16 protein-coding genes are annotated in these 19,189 nt (G+C 39.3%); 1 reads left to right on the top strand and 15 read right to left on the bottom strand.

Going from position 1 to position 19,189, the window contains the following annotated elements; all coding sequences use genetic code 11:
• Positions 1-19: 19 nt before the first annotated feature.
• From QFZ31_RS09110 to QFZ31_RS09175, 14 genes are all read right to left on the bottom strand, one after another.
• On the bottom strand, positions 20-3,172 hold the full coding sequence (locus QFZ31_RS09110) for an MMPL family transporter (protein WP_307302607.1): 3,153 nt from the start codon (positions 3,170-3,172) through the stop codon (positions 20-22).
• A 3-nt stretch (positions 3,173-3,175) separates the two neighbouring features.
• Positions 3,176-3,637, bottom strand: coding sequence for a MarR family winged helix-turn-helix transcriptional regulator (locus tag QFZ31_RS09115; RefSeq protein ID WP_307302608.1), 462 nt, complete (start codon positions 3,635-3,637; stop codon positions 3,176-3,178).
• A gap of 164 nt (positions 3,638-3,801) precedes the next feature.
• Positions 3,802-4,413, bottom strand: a complete 612-nt coding sequence (clpP, locus tag QFZ31_RS09120; RefSeq protein WP_307311452.1) for an ATP-dependent Clp endopeptidase proteolytic subunit ClpP — start codon at positions 4,411-4,413, stop codon at positions 3,802-3,804.
• A gap of 3 nt (positions 4,414-4,416) precedes the next feature.
• On the bottom strand, positions 4,417-5,139 hold the full coding sequence (locus QFZ31_RS09125) for a sigma-70 family RNA polymerase sigma factor (RefSeq protein ID WP_307302609.1): 723 nt from the start codon (positions 5,137-5,139) through the stop codon (positions 4,417-4,419).
• 124 nt (positions 5,140-5,263) lie between these two features.
• Positions 5,264-6,049 carry a serine hydrolase gene (locus QFZ31_RS09130; protein WP_307302610.1) on the bottom strand — a complete coding sequence of 262 codons (786 nt, stop codon included), beginning with the start codon at positions 6,047-6,049 and terminating at the stop codon, positions 5,264-5,266.
• A 2-nt stretch (positions 6,050-6,051) separates the two neighbouring features.
• Entirely contained in the window at positions 6,052-7,056 is a 1,005-nt protein-coding gene (locus tag QFZ31_RS09135) for an ABC transporter ATP-binding protein (RefSeq protein WP_307302612.1), read from the bottom strand.
• Between the two features lies 1 nt (position 7,057).
• Positions 7,058-7,969 (bottom strand): C40 family peptidase, encoded by a 912-nt coding sequence (locus QFZ31_RS09140; protein ID WP_307302613.1) that lies wholly within the window; start codon positions 7,967-7,969, stop codon positions 7,058-7,060.
• A complete protein-coding gene (locus QFZ31_RS09145; protein WP_307302614.1) occupies positions 7,962-9,062 on the bottom strand; it encodes a mandelate racemase/muconate lactonizing enzyme family protein in 1,101 nt (366 codons plus the stop codon). Before QFZ31_RS09145 ends, QFZ31_RS09140 begins: the two co-directional genes overlap by 8 nt.
• A 12-nt stretch (positions 9,063-9,074) precedes the next feature.
• The gene (locus QFZ31_RS09150; RefSeq protein WP_307302616.1) at positions 9,075-9,998 is read right to left on the bottom strand and encodes a S66 peptidase family protein; all 924 of its coding nucleotides are present in this window, start codon (positions 9,996-9,998) and stop codon (positions 9,075-9,077) included.
• A 78-nt stretch (positions 9,999-10,076) separates the two neighbouring features.
• Complete coding sequence (locus QFZ31_RS09155) at positions 10,077-11,708, bottom strand: peptide ABC transporter substrate-binding protein (protein ID WP_307302618.1); 1,632 nt, start codon at positions 11,706-11,708, stop codon at positions 10,077-10,079.
• Between the two features lie 29 nt (positions 11,709-11,737).
• Positions 11,738-12,736: an ABC transporter ATP-binding protein gene (locus QFZ31_RS09160; RefSeq protein WP_307302620.1), complete on the bottom strand. Its 999-nt coding sequence runs from the start codon at positions 12,734-12,736 to the stop codon at positions 11,738-11,740.
• Positions 12,737-12,740: 4 nt separating this feature from the next.
• On the bottom strand, positions 12,741-13,694 hold the full coding sequence (locus QFZ31_RS09165) for an ABC transporter permease (RefSeq protein ID WP_307302621.1): 954 nt from the start codon (positions 13,692-13,694) through the stop codon (positions 12,741-12,743).
• The gene (locus QFZ31_RS09170; RefSeq protein ID WP_307302623.1) at positions 13,695-14,627 is read right to left on the bottom strand and encodes an ABC transporter permease; all 933 of its coding nucleotides are present in this window, start codon (positions 14,625-14,627) and stop codon (positions 13,695-13,697) included.
• A gap of 13 nt (positions 14,628-14,640) precedes the next feature.
• Positions 14,641-15,465 (bottom strand): M55 family metallopeptidase, encoded by an 825-nt coding sequence (locus tag QFZ31_RS09175; protein ID WP_307302625.1) that lies wholly within the window; start codon positions 15,463-15,465, stop codon positions 14,641-14,643.
• Between the two features lie 292 nt (positions 15,466-15,757).
• Here QFZ31_RS09175 and QFZ31_RS09180 point away from each other — a divergent pair, with 292 nt between their 5' ends.
• Complete coding sequence (locus tag QFZ31_RS09180; RefSeq protein ID WP_307302627.1) at positions 15,758-17,227, top strand: TerD family protein; 1,470 nt, start codon at positions 15,758-15,760, stop codon at positions 17,225-17,227.
• Between the two features lie 48 nt (positions 17,228-17,275).
• On the opposite strand, the gene selB is transcribed toward QFZ31_RS09180, so the two are convergent.
• A complete protein-coding gene (gene selB / locus QFZ31_RS09185; protein ID WP_307302629.1) occupies positions 17,276-19,159 on the bottom strand; it encodes a selenocysteine-specific translation elongation factor in 1,884 nt (627 codons plus the stop codon).
• Positions 19,160-19,189 lie beyond the last annotated feature (30 nt).

Raw genomic sequence — 19,189 nt, forward strand, 5'->3', positions numbered from 1 at the left:
CTTCAGCGTGCTGCTTTTGTTACATATGTGTGGAATGATCATGTACAACAGTATCGGTATTCTTTTTAAATGGCCAATAGTTTGCCTCGCCAAAGGTTTTAACCATGACTGGAACAAACAACGGTAAAATCACTAAAGCATAGAGTGATAGTCCGATTAATAGTATGGCCGCAATTTGAAGTAATGATAAAACACCAGCCGGCATCATTGCCGCGAAAGTACCGCCCAAAATGACTGCCGCAGAGATAATAACCGTTCCCATTTTCTTCATTGAAATGAGAATTGCTTGTTCTACTGGCAGATGTTTAAACTCATTAAATCGGTCCATTAAGAAAATACTGTAGTCAATTCCGAGTGCGATTAAAATAACAAATGCAAAGAACGGAACGGCCCAGCTAATACCTGAATAGCCTAAAATATTTACAAATAATACTTCCGCAAGTGCCATAGAAGTAAAATACGTTAAGATTAATGAGCCAATCAAGTATAAAGGCATAATGATCGAACGGAATAGGATGATTAGAATGATGGTAATCCCAATTAGCATAAGTACTACTGTTCGAGAATAGTCAGCCTGTGAAATATTATCGAGGTCATGGTGCATACTTGATACACCGCCTACCGCTATTTCTGCATTTTCAAGCTTCGTATCCTTTACAACCCGTTCCACTGTTTGCTTAATTTCAGGAACTGTATTAAGAGCTGCATTAGAGTAAGGGTTCTTGTTAAAGACCACATCAATTGTCATAACTTTACGGTCCTTTGACATATAGGTGTCTAATACCTGCTTAAAGTCTTTGCCATCGAGTACTTCTTGTGGAATAAAGAAACCATTTTGCTCTTGTTCAGATACTCCCGCTAGATACTCCTGTGCAGACTCCAACCCATCCGAGACCTGATTTAAGCCATCTGCACTTTGCGTTAACCCATCTGAAAGCTGAGTAATTTGACCGCTCATATCCTTAAAGCCTGTTAAAATCTGCTGCTGGCCGCTATTCAATCCATTCAGACCATTTGAAAATTGAGGCAGGCTGTCAACTATTTGTCCTTGGCCATTTCCCATCGTGTAAAGTCCAGATTCAATCTCAGTCAGACCTTTTAAGAGATCTTCCATTCCTTTTACAAGTGCTTCCTGACCTGCAATTGCTTCGGAGAATTTACCATTCGCAAAGCTAATTCCTTCTTGAGCACCTTTTAATCCTGCGTTCAATTGATTCAAGCTTCCTGCTAATTCTGCTGTTGCCACTTGAGATCCCTGAATGGTCATTTTAATAGCTTTATAATTATCATTTTCCGCAATACCACTATATTGATTTTCCAAATTAGTAAAATATTGATTTGCTGCTGTTAAAGACACATTTAAATCACTTAAGCCCTTAGCAGCTTTTTCATAGTTTCCTGCGAGTGTTGTTAATCCCTCTGCTGCCTGCTTATATCCCTCTAGCATCTGTTTACTGCCCGCCAGAACTTCAGCAGATTTTGTCTTGATCACCGCTAGACCTTCTTTTACCTGAGTGGTTCCAGCAGCACCTTTATTTAATCCATCTTCTATTTTTGCAAGGTTTTCTTGAATGGTTCCCATGCCTGTTTGCAGCTGGGTTGTGCCAGAAATCAATTGATTGATTCCATCAGCAGCCTCTTCCATTTTCGGCTGATTGGCTGCGAGCTGACTGCCTGCTTCGGCAAGACCGCTGCTAATCTGTTCAAGCCCGTCATTCCCTTGACCCAAACCGTCCTCCAGGCTTTTTACTTGCTCCGAAATATATAAATCATCAATCGTTTCACCAGTAGGTCGTGTAACCGAACGGACTGTGTCAACTCCACTGATTTTATTGAGCTCTTGGCTGATCTTTTCCGTCAGAGCAATGTATTCAGACGAATTCAGCTCGTCATCATTTTTAATGACAATTTGTGTCGGCATGGATTCACCAGGACCGAATCCATCAGCAATAATATTAAATCCTTGGATGGAATTGAACTCATCACCAATTTCCTCTAAAGAGTTAAAGGACAAATCTCCATCATATGTGAATAACGCCGGAACTGAAATGGCCGCTACAATAAGCAGCGCAATTAAAGGACGTGCTAAAGCAAAGCTCCCAACAAAGCCCCAAAATTTACTTTCACCATGTTCAAGCTTCCCCTTAGATGGCCAGAATAATTTCTTACCTAAGACAGCCATAAAAAACGGAACAATGGTGAACAGACCTACTAGCAATAATGCTACACCTATCGCCACAGCAGCAGCTGACTGATAAAGTACAAAGGTTGAAAAACCAATCGATGCAAAACCAATCATCACGGCTAAACCACTAAAAAATACCGTTTTTCCGGCATTACGATACGTAATAACAATTGCTTCTACAACACTATCATTCTTAGACATTTCTTCTTTAAAACGACTAAGCAGCAAAATACAATAATCAGTCCCAATACCAAACAATACAGCTACCAAGAATATCTGCGTAAAGGTGGATAATGGGAAATCCACTTTATCTACTAAAATAGCAACGATCGATTGAGCGGCTAAATAGCTGAATCCGACGGTTACTAAAGGAATAATTGGAGCAATTGCTGATCTGAACACAAGCAATAGCACAATTAAAATAAATACAACGGTAATTCCTTCGGTCTTCTTTAGACCTTCTTGCGAATTAGTTACAAGATCCTCAGATATTAGCCAGTTGCCTGTATAATAATGGTCTAATTCCACATTATCCAGAGCATTATATAACGCATTTGTAATTTCCTTTGCTTCACGGTCATTTGCTGTTACGTTCAATGAAACAAGGATCGTTTTTCCGTCCTCGGATACAAGCTGTTCCTTCAATTCTTCCTGATTGAAATGAGTTAGAATCGAAGTTATCCCTAATTTACTCTTGTTTTTTTCGAGCTGTTGAATCGCTTTTTCTGCCTTTGAAAAGTCTTCTTCTGTTAACTTTTTATCACTATGGAATACTAATGCTGTTTGTAATTCATTCCCGTTATTTTCATTAGACTGGACGTCGTTTAAGATCTCCTCTGCTAATGTAGAAGAATAGCCTTCGGGAACGCTAATTTGCCCTTTATCACGGACAAGTTGTTCCATACTAGGCGCAGACATAAAAAGAACAGCAATGACTGCGATCCAAGACAAAAGGACAAACCATTTTCCTTTTATTATAGCTCTCACGCTTTACTCCCCCACTTCTTCCTTTTTCATGTTGGTTAATATTAGGGCCAATTTTTCAAACGTATTAATAAAATTGGTGATCTCGGCCTCATCAAATTGGGTGATAAATGACTCCACTAAAAGGTGCACCTTTTCTTGCGTTTTTTGGATCAGCTCTTTTCCTTTTTCACTTAAGGTGAGATATACAACTCTTCGATCGTTTTCATCACGGGTTCTTTCAATTAGACCTCTGTCGGTTAATCGATTGATGATTGCGGTAATCGCACTTTTATTGACCTCAAAGGCCTCTGCCAGTTCAGAGGACGTGCACTCATTAGACTTCTGAATGTATCCGATAATGTAGTGCTGATCAATCGTTAAATCTTCTTCTATCTGGCTTTTGATTAAAGACTCTGCTTTCTTATTGACCTCAAAAGAAACGGACACATAGCGGTCGATTAATTCCTGAATCACTTTTTTATCCATCGCCCATTTCTCACCTCACTTCAATTTATTAAAATAATAGTTAAACTGTTAAACTATTCACCTGTTTAACTATATGATAGGTTACTAAAGGTGTCAATAAAAAAAGGCCAGCAATTTTCGCTAACCTTTTACCTGTTATTTTGCTTTTTATTTCTCTTATTTATTCATTCTTTTGGATAAAGAATCTCATCGATAATTCCATATTCTTTGGCCTCTTCTGCACTCATAAAGTAGTCCCGATCGGTATCTTTGGCGACTTTTTCAACAGTTTGACCTGTTCTTTCAGCAATAATTTGATTGATATGTTCCCGTAATTTTAAGATCCGTTTTGCAGAGATTTCTATTTCGGTTGCCTGCCCCCTGACGCCTCCGAGTGGCTGATGGATCATGATTTCACTATTTGGGAGCGCATACCGTTTCCCTTTTGTTCCTGCAAGCAGCAGCATTGCCCCAAATGAGGCAGCCATTCCAGTACAGATCGTCCGGACATCAGGTTTAATGTATTGCATCGTATCAAAGATGGCAAAACCGGCTGAAGTAGAACCGCCCGGACTATTAATATAAAGTGATATTTCTTTATCGGGTGCGTCTGCTGCTAAAAATAATAATTGCGCTACCACACTATTCGCCACATGATCATTAATTTCGTCACCGATTATGATAATGCGATCTTTTAACAGTCGTGAATAGATATCGTAGGAACGTTCACCACGATTGGATTGTTCTATAACATAAGGAATTGTACTCATTGATTTTTCCTCCTTGAAAGCAGATATTGGCTATGCAGCCATACAGAGAGTGCTTGAAGGAGTGTACCTGTTAAACGGACGTATTTCCCTTGTAACCATTTGTGGATTGTCAGCGACACTTTTTATAAGTGGTATCGATTGAATTAGGATAGATGGATCTTGAATCTTTAGAGCTTGATAAAAAAGGTCTGCTACTAATTCTCGTTCTTCTTCGTCCCAGAATAATTCCATAGGAAAGGTCTTCTCATCTTCACTTATTTTCTCAAGTCTTTTCTTTGCGCGATATAAATTCGACTTTACAGCTTCTTCTGTCGTCCTAAGCATTGCCGCTATTTCTTTTGATTGATATTGAAAGGCCTCTTTCAACATAAAGATGATTGCTTGCTTTGGTGTAAAATGCTTTATTAGCAATTCTACAGAATACATTAAATCAATAGCATGATTTTCTTCCTTCAGATTTCCTATTTCATCAGTTAATTCGATGGTCTCCTTTTTCCTTTTTCGAACTTGATCAATCCAATGATGATAAGCAATTTTATTTAATAAGGCTGAGGTAAATGATTGCTGATTCGTATAATATTTCATTGCTTTCAGATAAACCTCTTGTGCAATATCATCAGCATCCCATTTATTTTGGGTAAGAAAGTGACAATATTGATGAAGTTTTGGATAAAACTCCAGCCATATAGACTCCTCAGAATCTGTGTCTTGCTGCACGTCTTCTGTGTTGTAAAAGCTCAGTTTGTTAGACATTTTGTTCACTCCTTTTACACTCTCTACCTAATAAACGTTTCAAGGATCATAAAAAGATACGGGGTAAAAAATTTTATTTTTATTATCATATACAAAAACTGACTCAGGATTACCCCAAGTCAGTCTAAGTTCTAATGAAAAAGTCTGAAATATGTTTCCCTATTTTCCTGATGGTTCGTTTTGCATTTTCTTGATCATGAAGACGGTCCATTAAAACAGTAACATAACCAATTCTTCCTTGACATTCAAATATTGCACAATCATGCTCTACATTTGACAGTTCCCCGGTTTTATTAAAAACGGTGATCTTATCTTCATCAACTAGTGCTGGGAGCTTATCTCTGAACTGCTGAAGTTTCAACGTATCTTTTGCGATAATCAGTCCATCTATTCCAAAAAATTTGTTACATTCATTCACTAATTTGAGGCAATGAAGCATTTCTTCCGCTGTTGTCTGGTTGTCCTTCCCTTGGTTAATTGCAGCAAAGTCCATCATTTTCCTATTTAGCTTTGTTTGTTCAAGACCCATTTCTTGAATTGTTGCATTAATTCCCTCGATTCCTAATAAATCAATTAATATATTGGTTGCAGTATTATCTGATACGATAATCATCAAGGTCATTAAATCTTTAACGGATATTGATAATCCATTGGACAGTGCCTGTAAAACCCCTGATCCTCCTACTTTATTTTCGTTTGAAATCGTTACCTGTTGCTTTATATCAATTTTACCTTTATGATGTGCCAGCAGGATCGATAGTAAAATCGGAATCTTAATAAGGCTTGCCGATTGAAAGACTTCCTGGCTATTCATGTAAATAGGTTTTGTGTCTGCCAATTCTATCGCTAAACCGACGCGCCCATGAAATGTGTTTAATTCCTCTTGAATCTTCTTTTTTAATATCTCCATATCTACCGTGTAACTGCAACCTGCGAGTAGTCATGGTCGCCAGTTTTATTTTTATCATATAAATGACATGCTATGAAATGGCCGGCTTCCACTTCCTGCCAGCTCGGTTTATGCGAGGCGCAAACTTCCATCGCCATCGGGCAGCGAGTCCTGAAGACGCAGCCATTTGGTGGATTGATTGGGCTTGGCAGATCACCCTTTAAAATAATCCGTTCACGCTGGTCCTCAATGTCTGGATCTGGAATGGGTATCGCAGATAGCAGCGCCTGGGTGTATGGATGCAGCGGTTTTCTATATAACTCACTGCTTTCTGTTAATTCAACTAATTGCCCTAAATACATAACCCCAATTCGGTCACTAATTTGTTTCACCATCGAGAGATCATGTGCGATAAATAAGTATGTTAACCCTTTTTCTTTCTGAAGTCGTTTTAACAGATTTACCACTTGAGCCTGGACCGACACATCAAGAGCAGAAATGGGTTCGTCGGCGATAATAAACTCCGGATCCAATGCTAGCGCGCGGGCGATGCCAATCCTTTGACGCTGCCCGCCGCTGAATTCATGCGGATAGCGATTGGCATGACTTCTATTTAACCCAACATCCTCTAATAATTGATAGACCCGATTAAGCCGCTCTTGTTTATTTGCGTACAAGCCATGGACTTCCATGGGCTCGGATATAATTTCAGCTACTGTGGATCTTGGATTTAATGAAGCATATGGATCTTGAAAGATCATCTGCATTTGCCGGTGAAATGTATGTCTTTCCTTGGAATTTAATGTATGAATGTTTTTACCATTAAAAATAACTTCTCCATCCGTTTGGTCATAGAGCCCGATTATCGTTCTTCCAGCTGTAGATTTCCCACAACCTGATTCACCGACAATCCCAAAGGTCTCCCCTTTGTTAATATGGAAGGAAACACCGTCCACCGCTTTTAAGATTTCGTTTTTACCTAAATGAAAATGTTTCTTTAAATTCTTTACTTGTAATAATTTCCCCATACTATGCCTCCGACTCAACCCAATATCGCCTTGCTGCACAAAGTTCTCGTTCATAGATTGTTTCTGCTAATGGAATAATTTCAACGGTTTTTCCTGTATTGGGAGAATGGAGTAATTTTCCGTCACCATAATAAATTCCAACATGATGAATTCTGCCCTTTCCTTCTTCGTAGGCAAAAAAGAGCAAATCACCTGGTTTTATATCCTCTAGACTGATCTCAACCCCTGCATTTGCCTGGTCATGTGCATCGCGGGGAATAATATACCCATTAGCTTTACACATGGAATAGCTGAAACCTGAGCAGTCATATCCGTAGCTGCTCATTCCACCCCATAAATAGGGAAGATTAAGAAATATTTCTCCGTCAGCAACAATATCGTTTCCATTTCCCTTATAGCGATTTGCTAGAGATTCAAAAATCGTAACATCGTCTGATTTCAGCAAACCTGTTCCATTAGGAGTATTTACTAGAACCTTCCCTTCACCTTCTTTAATTAGAGGCAGGATGGTTTGATAAGAGAGTTCTAAATTTGAATCATTTAACATTGCTTTAGGTTTTTTGACAATAACAACTGGACCTTCTTTACTATTCCAGTCAAATGGGCATTCTGCCAATTGAGATGACGGAACCCAGCCAGGGTATCCATTTTTATTTTTTGAAGTCGGTTGGTCCGGGATGATTACATGGACCCAATTATCTTTCTCTTCGATTACAATGACTTCTTCACCATATAGAAGCTGAGTTTGCACAAGATTTTGTTCACACAATCCAAGTCGTGTTTCAAATGTTAACCCTTCTAACCATGTATTGATATCCACCGGGTTGCTTATTGCTGCAACATCCAAATCTCTTGCAGAGTTATAGGACGTCCAGACTGTAGCTACCGGGACGTTTACAAGTCGTTTATCCAACCGTAACCCCTCCTTCTATTGTTACATTCTTAATACCGAGGCCGGGACAATCTGGAAATGTAATGAATCTATTATTATATTGAATACCTCCATTAACGATATCCTTCGTCAGCATAAGTGGTGCGTCAAAATCGAATCGAGTAATATTTTGTTTGCTAGCCGCAAAATGAGCTGCAGCCGTTATCCCCAGTCGTGTTTCTATCATGCTACCAACCATGCACTCTACTCCACATGTTTCAGCGAGCTGATTAATAATTTGAGCTTGATAGATTCCGCCCGCTTTCATCAGCTTAATATTAATTAAATCAGCACTTCTAGTCTTTAAAACTTGGAATGCCTGCTTAGGTGTAAAAACACTTTCATCAGCCATAATCAGTGTTTCAACAGAATCAGTAACCTGTTTAAGCCCGTCTAGATCATCGGCTTTCACTGGCTGTTCCACTAATTCAATACGTAGATCACTATCCTCCATTTTACGAATGGTTCTTATCGCATCTTTTGCGGTCCAGCCTTGATTGGCATCCAACCGTAATTTTATTGTATTGCCAACTCTTTTTCTAATCTCTTTAATTCTCTCTAAATCCTTGGAAATATCATCTTTTCCTACCTTAACCTTTAAGACATTAAAGCCTTTTTCAATAAAAGAAACAGCATCATCCCCCATTTCTTCAGGACTATTCACACTCACGGTAAAATCAGTCTCCAGCTCTTTTTTATGCCCTCCAAGGAACTGGTAAAGTGGAAGTCTGCAAAATTTGGATAAACAATCATACAAGGCCATATCGATTGCAGCTTTCGCACTTGTATTACCTATCATGCTCGTTTTTAGCCCTTGAAATATTAATTCAAAGTTTAGAAGACTTTTATTTATTAAAAAAGGCTTAATTACGTGGAGAATTGCTGATTCAATACTTAATAGACTATCACCGGTAATGACCACAGTTGGTGGTGCTTCTCCCCAGCCAGTAATACCATTATCACATGTTACTTTTACAAAAATCGCTTGTGCCGTTGTTACGGTTCTTAATGCTGTTTTAAAAGGTTTGATGAGTGGCACGGCTGCACGAAATGTTTCAATCTCCTTAATAATCATGATTTTCCCCCTTTACAAAATGCCACTTTCAACTAGTAAACTTTTATCATACGTATTTAAGACAGCCTGCACTCCCAAAGGTATGGATATATGCGGGTTACAATGTCCCATCATGAATCCTTTTATGGCAGGTTTATTTGCCCACAAAACATAATGGTTAATAACTTCTTCAAGTGATAAAGTCAGTTCCCTGTTTGGTGTACAATCACAAAAATCTCCAATCACGATGCCATTTACATCCTTTAGTTTCCCAGCCATTTTAAGTTGATTCAGCATCCGATCTACTGATCTAGGTTCTTCATTCACATCTTCAATAAATAAAATTTTTCCGTTCGTATCTATTTCAAATGGTGTGCCCAGGGTGCTGACGATTAGGGATAAATTCCCCCCAACCAGTTCACCACTTGCAACACCCTCAACCAATGTTTCCAAAGGAGAAAAACGCTCTGTATAACTTATTTCTGTTGACACAAATAATTGCTGAAAACCTTGTTTTGATAGTGTATGCGTCTCTTCCTTTCCGATATCCGAACCAAGCATGGGTCCATGAAAGGTAATCAGACCTGTTTCTTGCCTGATTGCAGTATGTAAAAAAGTGATATCACTATAACCCCAGAGTATTTTCGGGTTTGTTTTAATTATTTCGTAATCTATATTTGCTGCCAGTCTAGCCGTACCATAGCCTCCACATGCACAAAAAATCGCCTTTACTTCAGAATCGAGAAACATAGCATGTAAATCATCTAACCTTTCCTGATCTGAGCCTGCTAAATAGCCATAGATTTTTTCTAAACTCTTGCCAACCTTTACCCGTAATCCTAATCCCTTTAAAAACTCTATTCCGCGTTCAAGAATTTTTTGATTTGGCGGGCTTGCCGGTGCGATTACGCCAACTGTATCCCCTATGTGCAAACGGTTTGGTTTTAGTAAATTCATTAAAACACCCTTTCTCACATCTGTCAGTCTAGTATTTTAGGACAAAAGGGATGTTCAACGAACATCCCTTTCCTTGATTTACTTTTTATCAGCGGACTTTAATTCTAAATATCCAACTGGATGACGGACAATACCTGTTACACTTTCATTCTGTAAATAGACTTGGTTATAGAAGTGGATTGGAATGATCGGTGCTTCTTCAAAGAGAATCTTTTCTGCTTTATACATCAGGTCAAATCGTTTCTTTTCATCTGCTTCATTTTTTGCATCCTTCACCAATTGGTCAAATTCTGCATTGCTCCAGCCTGTACGGTTCATAGAATGACCAGTTTGGAAGTTTTCTACAAAGTTAATTGGATCTGCATAGTCTGCAAGGAATGAGCTGCGGGACAGCTGGAATTTTAATGCTTTTTGGTCTGTTGCAAATACGTTCGATTCCATATTTGCAAGTTTTACATCAACACCTAAATTTTCTTTAAACATTTGCTGTAGGGCTTCAGCAATTTTCTTGTGTGAATCGAGTGTGTTATACGTTAATGTAACTTCAGGAAGCGTTGAATAGCCTTCTTCTTCCATTCCCTTTTTCAACAGTTCTTTTGCTTCTGCTACATTCGTTTTCAGCAAGTCACCATTTGCTTCACGGAAGTCTTTACCCGCAGCATCCTTAAATCCGTATGAGACAAAACCATAAGCTGGCTTTTCTTTATTTTTGGTAACGAGTTCTACAATTTGCTTTTGGTCAACCGCCATCGCAAATGCTTTACGGATATTAACATTTTGGAAAGGTTCCATTGTTACATTAAAACGATAGAAATACTCACCTGCTTGATCCTCTACTTTCACGTCGCCTTCTTTAAACAATGATTCAGCTAAATCTGCTGGAACGTCAGAGGTATCAAGTTCACCAGTCTTGAACATTTGATATTCTGTATTGGTATCATCAACCATAGCCCAATGGATTTTATCTAATTTTACATTTTTTGCATCCCAGTATTTGTCGTTCTTTACCATTGTGAAATCACTGTCATGGTTCCATTCTGATAAGGCAAATGGCCCGTTACCCACGAATGAATCTGCTTCAGAAAACCATTCTGGATTCTCAGTTGCTACTTTTTCGTTGATTGGGAAAAACGCTGGGTTTGCAATAACACTTAAGAAATAAGCCTGAGGACTTGTAAGTGTGACTTCAAATGTCTTCTTATCTACTGCCTTTACTTTCACATCGTCTGCTGTTCCTTTTTCTGTATTAAAGGCTTCTCCACCTTCAATAAAATAGCCTAAAAATGCTGCTCCAGAACCTGTTTTTGGATCCAATAACCGTTTCCAGGCAAATACAAAATCATTCGCCGTTAAATCATCACCATTAGACCATTTTGCATCTTCACGAATGTGGAAGGTATAGGTTTTGCCATTCTCTGATAAATCCCATTTTTCTGCTGTTGCAGCTTTTGGCTGGTGATTTTCGTCTAAACGGGTTAATCCTTCCATGATATTATTTAATGCATTCCATGATACCGCATCAAAACCGATAGGCGGGTCAAAGGAGGTAGGCTCTTGTCCGTTATTAAGATAGAGGACTTTTTCCGTTTTTTCCTTAGAATCACCATTTCCGTCATCCTTTGGTTCGCTACCAGCATCGCTATTTGCTGTACATGCCGTTAAAGCAAATAACAACATAAAAGAGACCAACATCGTAGTAAATTTTTTCATACTCTTCCCCCTAAATTAAAGTTTTATATTTATACAAACGTTGAAACCAATTTTTTGGCGCGTTCGTCCTGCAGCCAGCAATCCACATGATGGAGGTTGCTGAGAGAGGATTGAACGGGGTAGACTCGTTCACACACATCCATTAAATACTTACATCGTGCAGCAAACGCACAGCCTACCGGTGGTGAAAATAAGTCAGGTGGTGTTCCTGGGATTGGGACCAGCTCAGCCTTTTCAATGTCCAATCGTGGTACAGATTGAAGCAGTCCAATCGTGTAAGGATGCTGCGGGCGATAAAATATTTCCCTCCTGCTTCCTATTTCCACAATTTTACCTGCATACATAACTGCCACTCTGTCAGCAACCTGTGCCACTACCCCCAAATCGTGCGTAATTAAAATAATCGAGACACCTGTTTTTTTCTGTATATCACGGAACAATTCCAAAATTTGTGCTTGTATCGTTACATCCAAAGCAGTAGTCGGTTCATCTGCGATTAACACATCAGGACTGCACACGAGCGCCATCGCAATCACAATTCGCTGGCGCATCCCGCCGCTGAACTGATGTGGGTATTGTTTTAAACGTGCTTCAGGGCTGGGAATACCAACAAGCTGGAGCATTTCAACAGCAGCTTTTTTTGCCTCTGCTCTGGATATCTTTTCATGTTCCATAATTCCTTCCATAATTTGCTCACCAATGGTAAGTGTTGGATTTAAAGCTGTCATGGGATCCTGAAATATCATCGATATATTAGCACCGCGAATTTTCCGCAGTTCAGGTTCTTTTAACTTGATTAAATCCATCTGATTAAAAAGAATTTCTCCACCCACTATTCTCCCTGGAGGTTCAGGAATCAATCTCATGATACTTTGGGAGGTTACACTTTTGCCGCAACCCGATTCACCGACAATGGCGAGCGTCTCCCCTTTATGTAAATCAAAACTGACCCCGCGAACTGCCTGTACTTCTCCGCCATAGGTGGAAAAGGACACTTGAAGGTCTTTAACCTGAAGAATTTTTTCCATGATGTTACCTCCTCAATTTCGGATCAAGAGCATCCTGCAGCCCATCACCCAAAACATTAAATGCAAACATAGTTAATGATATAAATAGGGTTGGAAAAAATAATCTCCACCAGTATCCTGATAGAATCGTAGATAAACCATCATTCGCCATCACTCCCCAGCTTGCATGCGGCGCCTGGATTCCAAGGCCGATAAAGCTTAAAAAGGCTTCAGCAAATATAGCTGATGGAATGGTCAGAGTCATTTGGACGATGATTGGTCCCATTGTATTTGGTAAAAGATTTTTACGAATAATCCTTCCTGTTTTCGTTCCAAACGTTTTGGAGGCCAATACAAATTCATAGTTTTTAATTTGTAAGACTTGTCCCCGGACAATTCTCGCCATACCAACCCATCCGGTTATCGACAGCGCTAGGATGATCGTTGTTAACCCTGGTCCGATCACGACCATGACTAAAATAACTACAAGTAAATAAGGCAGACCATACAAGATCTCCACAAGCCTCATCATCAGATTATCGGTCTTTCCGCCTTTGTAACCAGCAATCCCTCCATAAACAACTCCAATAATAAAGTCAATGAGTGCGGCAACTAAACCAACGAATAGGGAGATACGGGCACCGTATGCTGTTCGTGTAAATACATCTCTTCCTAAATCATCTGTCCCAAACCAATATTCACCCGATGGCGGCAGATTTTGAGAGGTTAACTTTTGTGTTTCTACCGAGTGAGGTGAAATAATTGGACCAAAAATGGCGAATATAGCTAGCAATATCAAAAACGCCATCCCTGCCATGGCAAGTTTATTTTTTAATAGTCGGTACCACGAATCTTTCCAATACGACAAGCTTGGTCTTACGACAGCTTCTGCTTCTGATTGACTTTGTACCTTAGGGACAAACCATTCATCAGGAATACCAGGCGAAATATTCTGTTCTTCCTGTTTACGCAGTTCCATTTACTTCGCCTCCTTTTTGTGGAGCTTGATCCTAGGGTCTAATACTCCGTATGCAAGATCAACTAAAAAAAGCATGAGAATCAAGATAGCACTATAAAAAACGGTGGTACCCATTATGACCGGAAAATCACGGTTATTGATACTATCAACAAAATATTTGCCCATCCCTGGAATTGCAAAAATTTTCTCAATTACAAACGTTCCAGTTAATATACTTGCAGCTAATGAACCTAAGACAGTAACAACTGGGAGAAGAGCATTTCTTAAAGCATGTTTAAAAACAATTTTAACGGGTGATAACCCTTTAGCTTTTGCAGTCCTTATATAATCCTGTGTTAAAACTTCCAGCATACTTGAACGTGTTAACCTCGCTATAATCGCCATTGGACCTGTGGCCAAAGCTAAAATTGGCAATACCATATGTTTTGGGCTTGTCCAGGTTGCAACCGGAAATAGTGGAAAATTAACAGCTAATTGTTCAATCAAAAATGTTGCCATTACAAAGTTTGGAATCGATATCCCTAGGACAGCAATACTCATCGAAAGATAATCAATTATTCTATTATGACGAAGTGCGGCAATAATACCGAGTGTAAGGCCAGAAATGACCGCGAGGATAAGAGTATAAAATCCTAATTCAAAACTTACCGGAAATCCCCTTCCCAGCATTTCATTGACAGTCTGTGATGATTTTTTGATAGATGGACCAAGGTCTAGGTGTAGTAGAGCTGATAAGTAGTTTCCATATTGGACTAAGAGAGGTTCGTCTAGATGATAATAGGCTTCGAGGTTTTTTTGAATGGCTTCATTCGTTGTTCTTTCTTCATTAAATGGTGATCCTGGCACCGAGTGCATTAAGAAGAATGTCCCGGTAATGATGAGCCAAAGAGTAATAATCATGGCGATAAATCGTTTGATAAAATATGTATTCATGCTTTGTCCTTTCTTAACAGAATGTAGTTCTCATCGCTAATTCAGTCATGACAAGCATTGCTTGATACGCTTCCAATATATTTTTTGCCTGAAAACGCACAATCGTTGTTCCAGGTACGATTTCTGTTCCTGGCATTAAATTCGCCCACTCTGCTTGTCCATAGTTAGCAAATTCAATTCCGAGCATTGGACGGTCAGGAGGCGTAAGTGGCTTTACAGTTTCCTTATTTCTTAATGCGAAAGCTGTTTTCTCGCGGAGAAGTTGTCCTGCCTTTACAGGTGTTAAAGATTTTGCAGCGGACCGTGAAATCGACTCTTTTACGATAGCGGTTGTAACATTGGGAATAAGCTTCTCTGCCTCAATTGCCGCGCCATCATCACCGGCTACCATTAACACCGGTACATCAAAATATCCAGCAACATAGGCATTAAACCCTAATTCTCCAACAGTGATATCATTAATGTACATATTCCGAACTCCAAAAATCATTGAATGAGACATTACTCCTTTTAAAGAAGCGCGGGCATGGTAACCAACAAAAATTGCCCCATCATAGGTTACATCTAAGCCTTGGACCATTGAAAAAGGCTTCACGTCTCCCGTAATAAGTTGTGTTTCAGGATGCAGCCTTTCAATTAACAGGTTATTCATTTTTGAGTGGCTGTCGTTTACAACTACCTCCTTCCACTTTTGCTCAAAAGCTGTCGTTACCACATGGTTTGCCTCATCAGTCATCATGATTCGGCTCCGTTCATAATTATGCTTGTTGGAATCAACATGGGTATGGTCAACAAGACCTGTTATTCCTTCCATATCTACGGATACATATAACTTCATCTTAGACCTCCTAATTTAAAATACTTAATTTTCTTAAAATTATAAATTATTATTCTATTTTTTTCAAATTATTTTTAAAATATTATTTCAAAATCGTTCTTGCCGAAGATTTCTGGGTGCTCTTTTTAGGACTTGAAATATTAAAGAAAGGAAAAATGATAAATTTGAAACTTTATCTCCCCTTACCTCGTAGTGTTATAGTAAGTAATAAATTGAAAGTAAGTTCATTTTTCTACATAATTAGATTTATAAATGAATATAGGATACTAAACTTGATAAGGAGTGGAACGATTTGGGAGTTACGCTTAGTAAAGGTCAAAAAGTTGATTTAACAAAGTCACATCCTGGTCTGCAAAATGTTGTCGTTGGTTTGGGATGGGATATTGGATATAATGGTTCTAATTTTGACTTAGATGCCTCCACCTTTTTATTAGGAGCATCTGGAAAGGTACAAAGCGACCAGGATTTTATTTTTTATAATAATCCATCTGGAGGCAATGGCTCGATTAATTATAGCGGGGATAACCGAAGTGGAGCTGGTGAACGGGATGACGAACAAATCAGAATTGATTTACAAAGAGTGCCAAGCCATATCCATCGAATTGCATTTACCATTACGATTCATGACGCTCAAATGAAGCAGCAGAATTTCGGACAAATCTCTAATTCATACGTGCGTATTTTCAATGAACAAACAAATGAGGAACTACTTCGTTTTAATCTTGGCAGAGATTTTACTGTTGAAACGGCAATTGTTGCAGCAGAACTGTACCGCCATAACGGAGAATGGAAATTTAATGCAATTGCGAGCGGTTTTCAAGGTGGACTGGCTGCTTTATGTCGCAATTTCGGTGTAAGTGTGGATGACCCTGCACCAGCAAACACACCGCCCGTTCAACAAAATTTATTTAACAACAATCAAAATCAGTTTAACAATCCGAACCAATACAATAACCAAAATTCATACAATCAAACTCAATATAACAATCAAAATCCATACGGTTCTAACACAAATCAACAAAACCAACAGCACCAGCGAATCCATTTGCAGCCGGAATCAGCCTATTCACAACAGCCAGCTTTTGGTTATCCAACCCAAACCTCACACTCTAGCACCAACCGTACATATGGGGACGATATTCATTGCCCGCGCTGTCATTCATCAAATATTCGAACAGGACAAAAGGGGTTTGGTTTGGGTAAAGCAGCTATTGGCGGTTTAATTCTCGGACCTGTTGGATTACTTGGTGGATTTATTGGAAAGAATCAATTGAAATTTACTTGTAATAGTTGCGGCAACTCATGGTCGCCGAATCAAACGGATTATGCAGAATGGGCAAATCAATCAAAACGAAAAGCGCAAGAGTTGTTTAATCGTTACAAGAGTCAGGACGTTTTAGAAGCAGTCGTAGCCGCCTGCGCATTGGTTTCCATGGCAGACGGTTACTTAGATGCAACAGAACGTCAAAAAATGGTGGAATTTATTAATTCCAGCGAAGAGTTACGCGTTTTTGACAGTAATAAAGTCCTCCAGAGATTTAATTACTTTGTATCCCGGATTGAAGCTGATCGTATGATTGGCAGAGCAGAAGCTTTTCGTGCACTTGCAAAAATAAGATCAAAACCAGAAATTGCCCGTTTAGTGGCCCGTTATTGTATTGCAATTGGTTATGCAGACGGCAATTTTGATCACAATGAAATGCAAATGGTCAGTGATATTTGTCGCGAGCTAGGTTTAAATCCTGGTGAATTTCTATCATAATTAAATTAAAAACCTCAATCCGCTCATTTGGATTGAGGTTCTTCTTAATTATTTTTGCCAGATTCGTTTGTTTTCTACTCTTTTGGTTAGACCTTTGGAGTCTAGTCTTTCTAAAAATGGAATCATGTATTTGCGTGATAGGTCTAGGATTTCTTTTGCATTGCCCACTTCAAACTCTTCACCTGTACCACTTCGTAGTTTTTCAACTGCTTCTTTAAAGACATCTCCGTGATAAGCGAATTGCTCGTCCAAATGGACGACATACTCTTGCTCTTCAAGGAAACGTTTTAAATCTGCCTCTAAATGATCAGGGATACCGGAATCTGAAAAATAACCCTTATAATAACGGACCTTCATGCCGTCCTCCTTCATTTCACTAAGCATGTTTTCAGTACGCTTTTGCCAGCTTTTTGGTACATGCGGCACAAAGTCTGTTAACGAAACATACTGTCCTTTTCGTTTAAATGTGCCATTGGCTATCCCGTTTTCAACCACAAAATCGAGCAGCGATTTTGGGAATCTTTTTTGCATAGATTGCAAAAGCTCAGCCTTATTCAACCCAAGTTTCATGGAATGGGTTTGATGAAATTCTTGCAGGCGGTCATAAACATCTTCCTCAATGGAATTAATTAACATCTTGAGTGTATACTCTTTACCATTGTATAATACAAAATCATCATCTTGTAGAAACTCTTTCAATGTTTCCTCATCTAGCGCTGTGCGTTTTATTAATTCACCTAGTGTTAAGCTTTTCGCTTCAAAAATGGCAGAGGTAATCCGTTCCTTTGGCGACCCTTCTTTTTTCTTTTCCAACTCTTCAATCGTTTGATTACCGAATCGATATTTATTTCCTCTCGGGTCGATGACCCAGCCGCCGCCAATTGTTTCTTGCGGGCTTGGACGTCGTAAAATAAACCGATCGCCACGCTTCGTAAGAATTTCGTCCTCCAAACGAAGCTGACATAATATTTCACCATTTTCTTCTTTAAGCTCATTCCTGTCAAAAAAGACAATACGTCCCATTACCTCTGTAGTTCCGATATGGAGCTTGATCGGCATTCTCTGTTTCACCATATGTTCAAGGTCCTCAACCACACGTATCGCTACATCGACTGTCTTTGTAACGATAAAATGCTCTGACGAAACCAAAACATCACCACGTTCTAAATCCTCTTTTGAAACCCCTGAAAGATTGATAGCCGTACGCTGCCCGGCATATGCCTTTTGCGCTTGCTTATGATGGACCTGAATCTGCCTTGCTTTTACTTCCAGACCTTCTGGCATGATCTTAAGCGTTTGTCCCTCTTCTACACTTCCTTCATAGACCGTTCCACGAACAACAGTCCCCTGACCCTTTACCGTAAACACCTGGTCAATCGGCAGGCGAAATGCCCCTTTTGCATCTCTCATTTCTTGCTCTTTAAGCGTTGTAATGATTAAATCTTTTAATTCCTCAATACCCTTTTTCGATAGGCTGTCTACTAACACAAATGGGGCACCCTCAAAGACGCTCCCTGTTAGTTCTTCTAAAATGTCATCTTTCACAAGCTCAATAAATTCTTCATCAACCCGGTCAATTTTTGAGATCGCAACCAGTCCATTTTTCACGCCTAAGAATTTCAAAATGTCCAAATGTTCACGTGTTTGCGGCATTACACCTTCGTCTGCTGCCACTACCAATACAACTAGGTCAATTCCAGCAACCCCTGCGATCATTTGCCGAATAAAGCGCTCATGTCCTGGAACGTCAATCACCGAAATTTGAATTTCCTGATCCTCATATAATGGTGCAAATCCGAGTTCAATCGAGATTTGTCGTTCTTTTTCTTCTTTTAATCGGTCCGTATCCACATTGGTCAAGGCTTTTGTCAATGAAGTTTTACCATGATCAATATGTCCTGCCATGCCAATTGTAAAATATCGTTTTTCCAAAGTTGCCACCTGCTTTTTTATCTCTTCCTA

The organism is Neobacillus niacini (assembly GCF_030817595.1).
In the GTDB taxonomy this organism is placed as follows: domain Bacteria; phylum Bacillota; class Bacilli; order Bacillales; family Cytobacillaceae; genus Neobacillus; species Neobacillus niacini_G.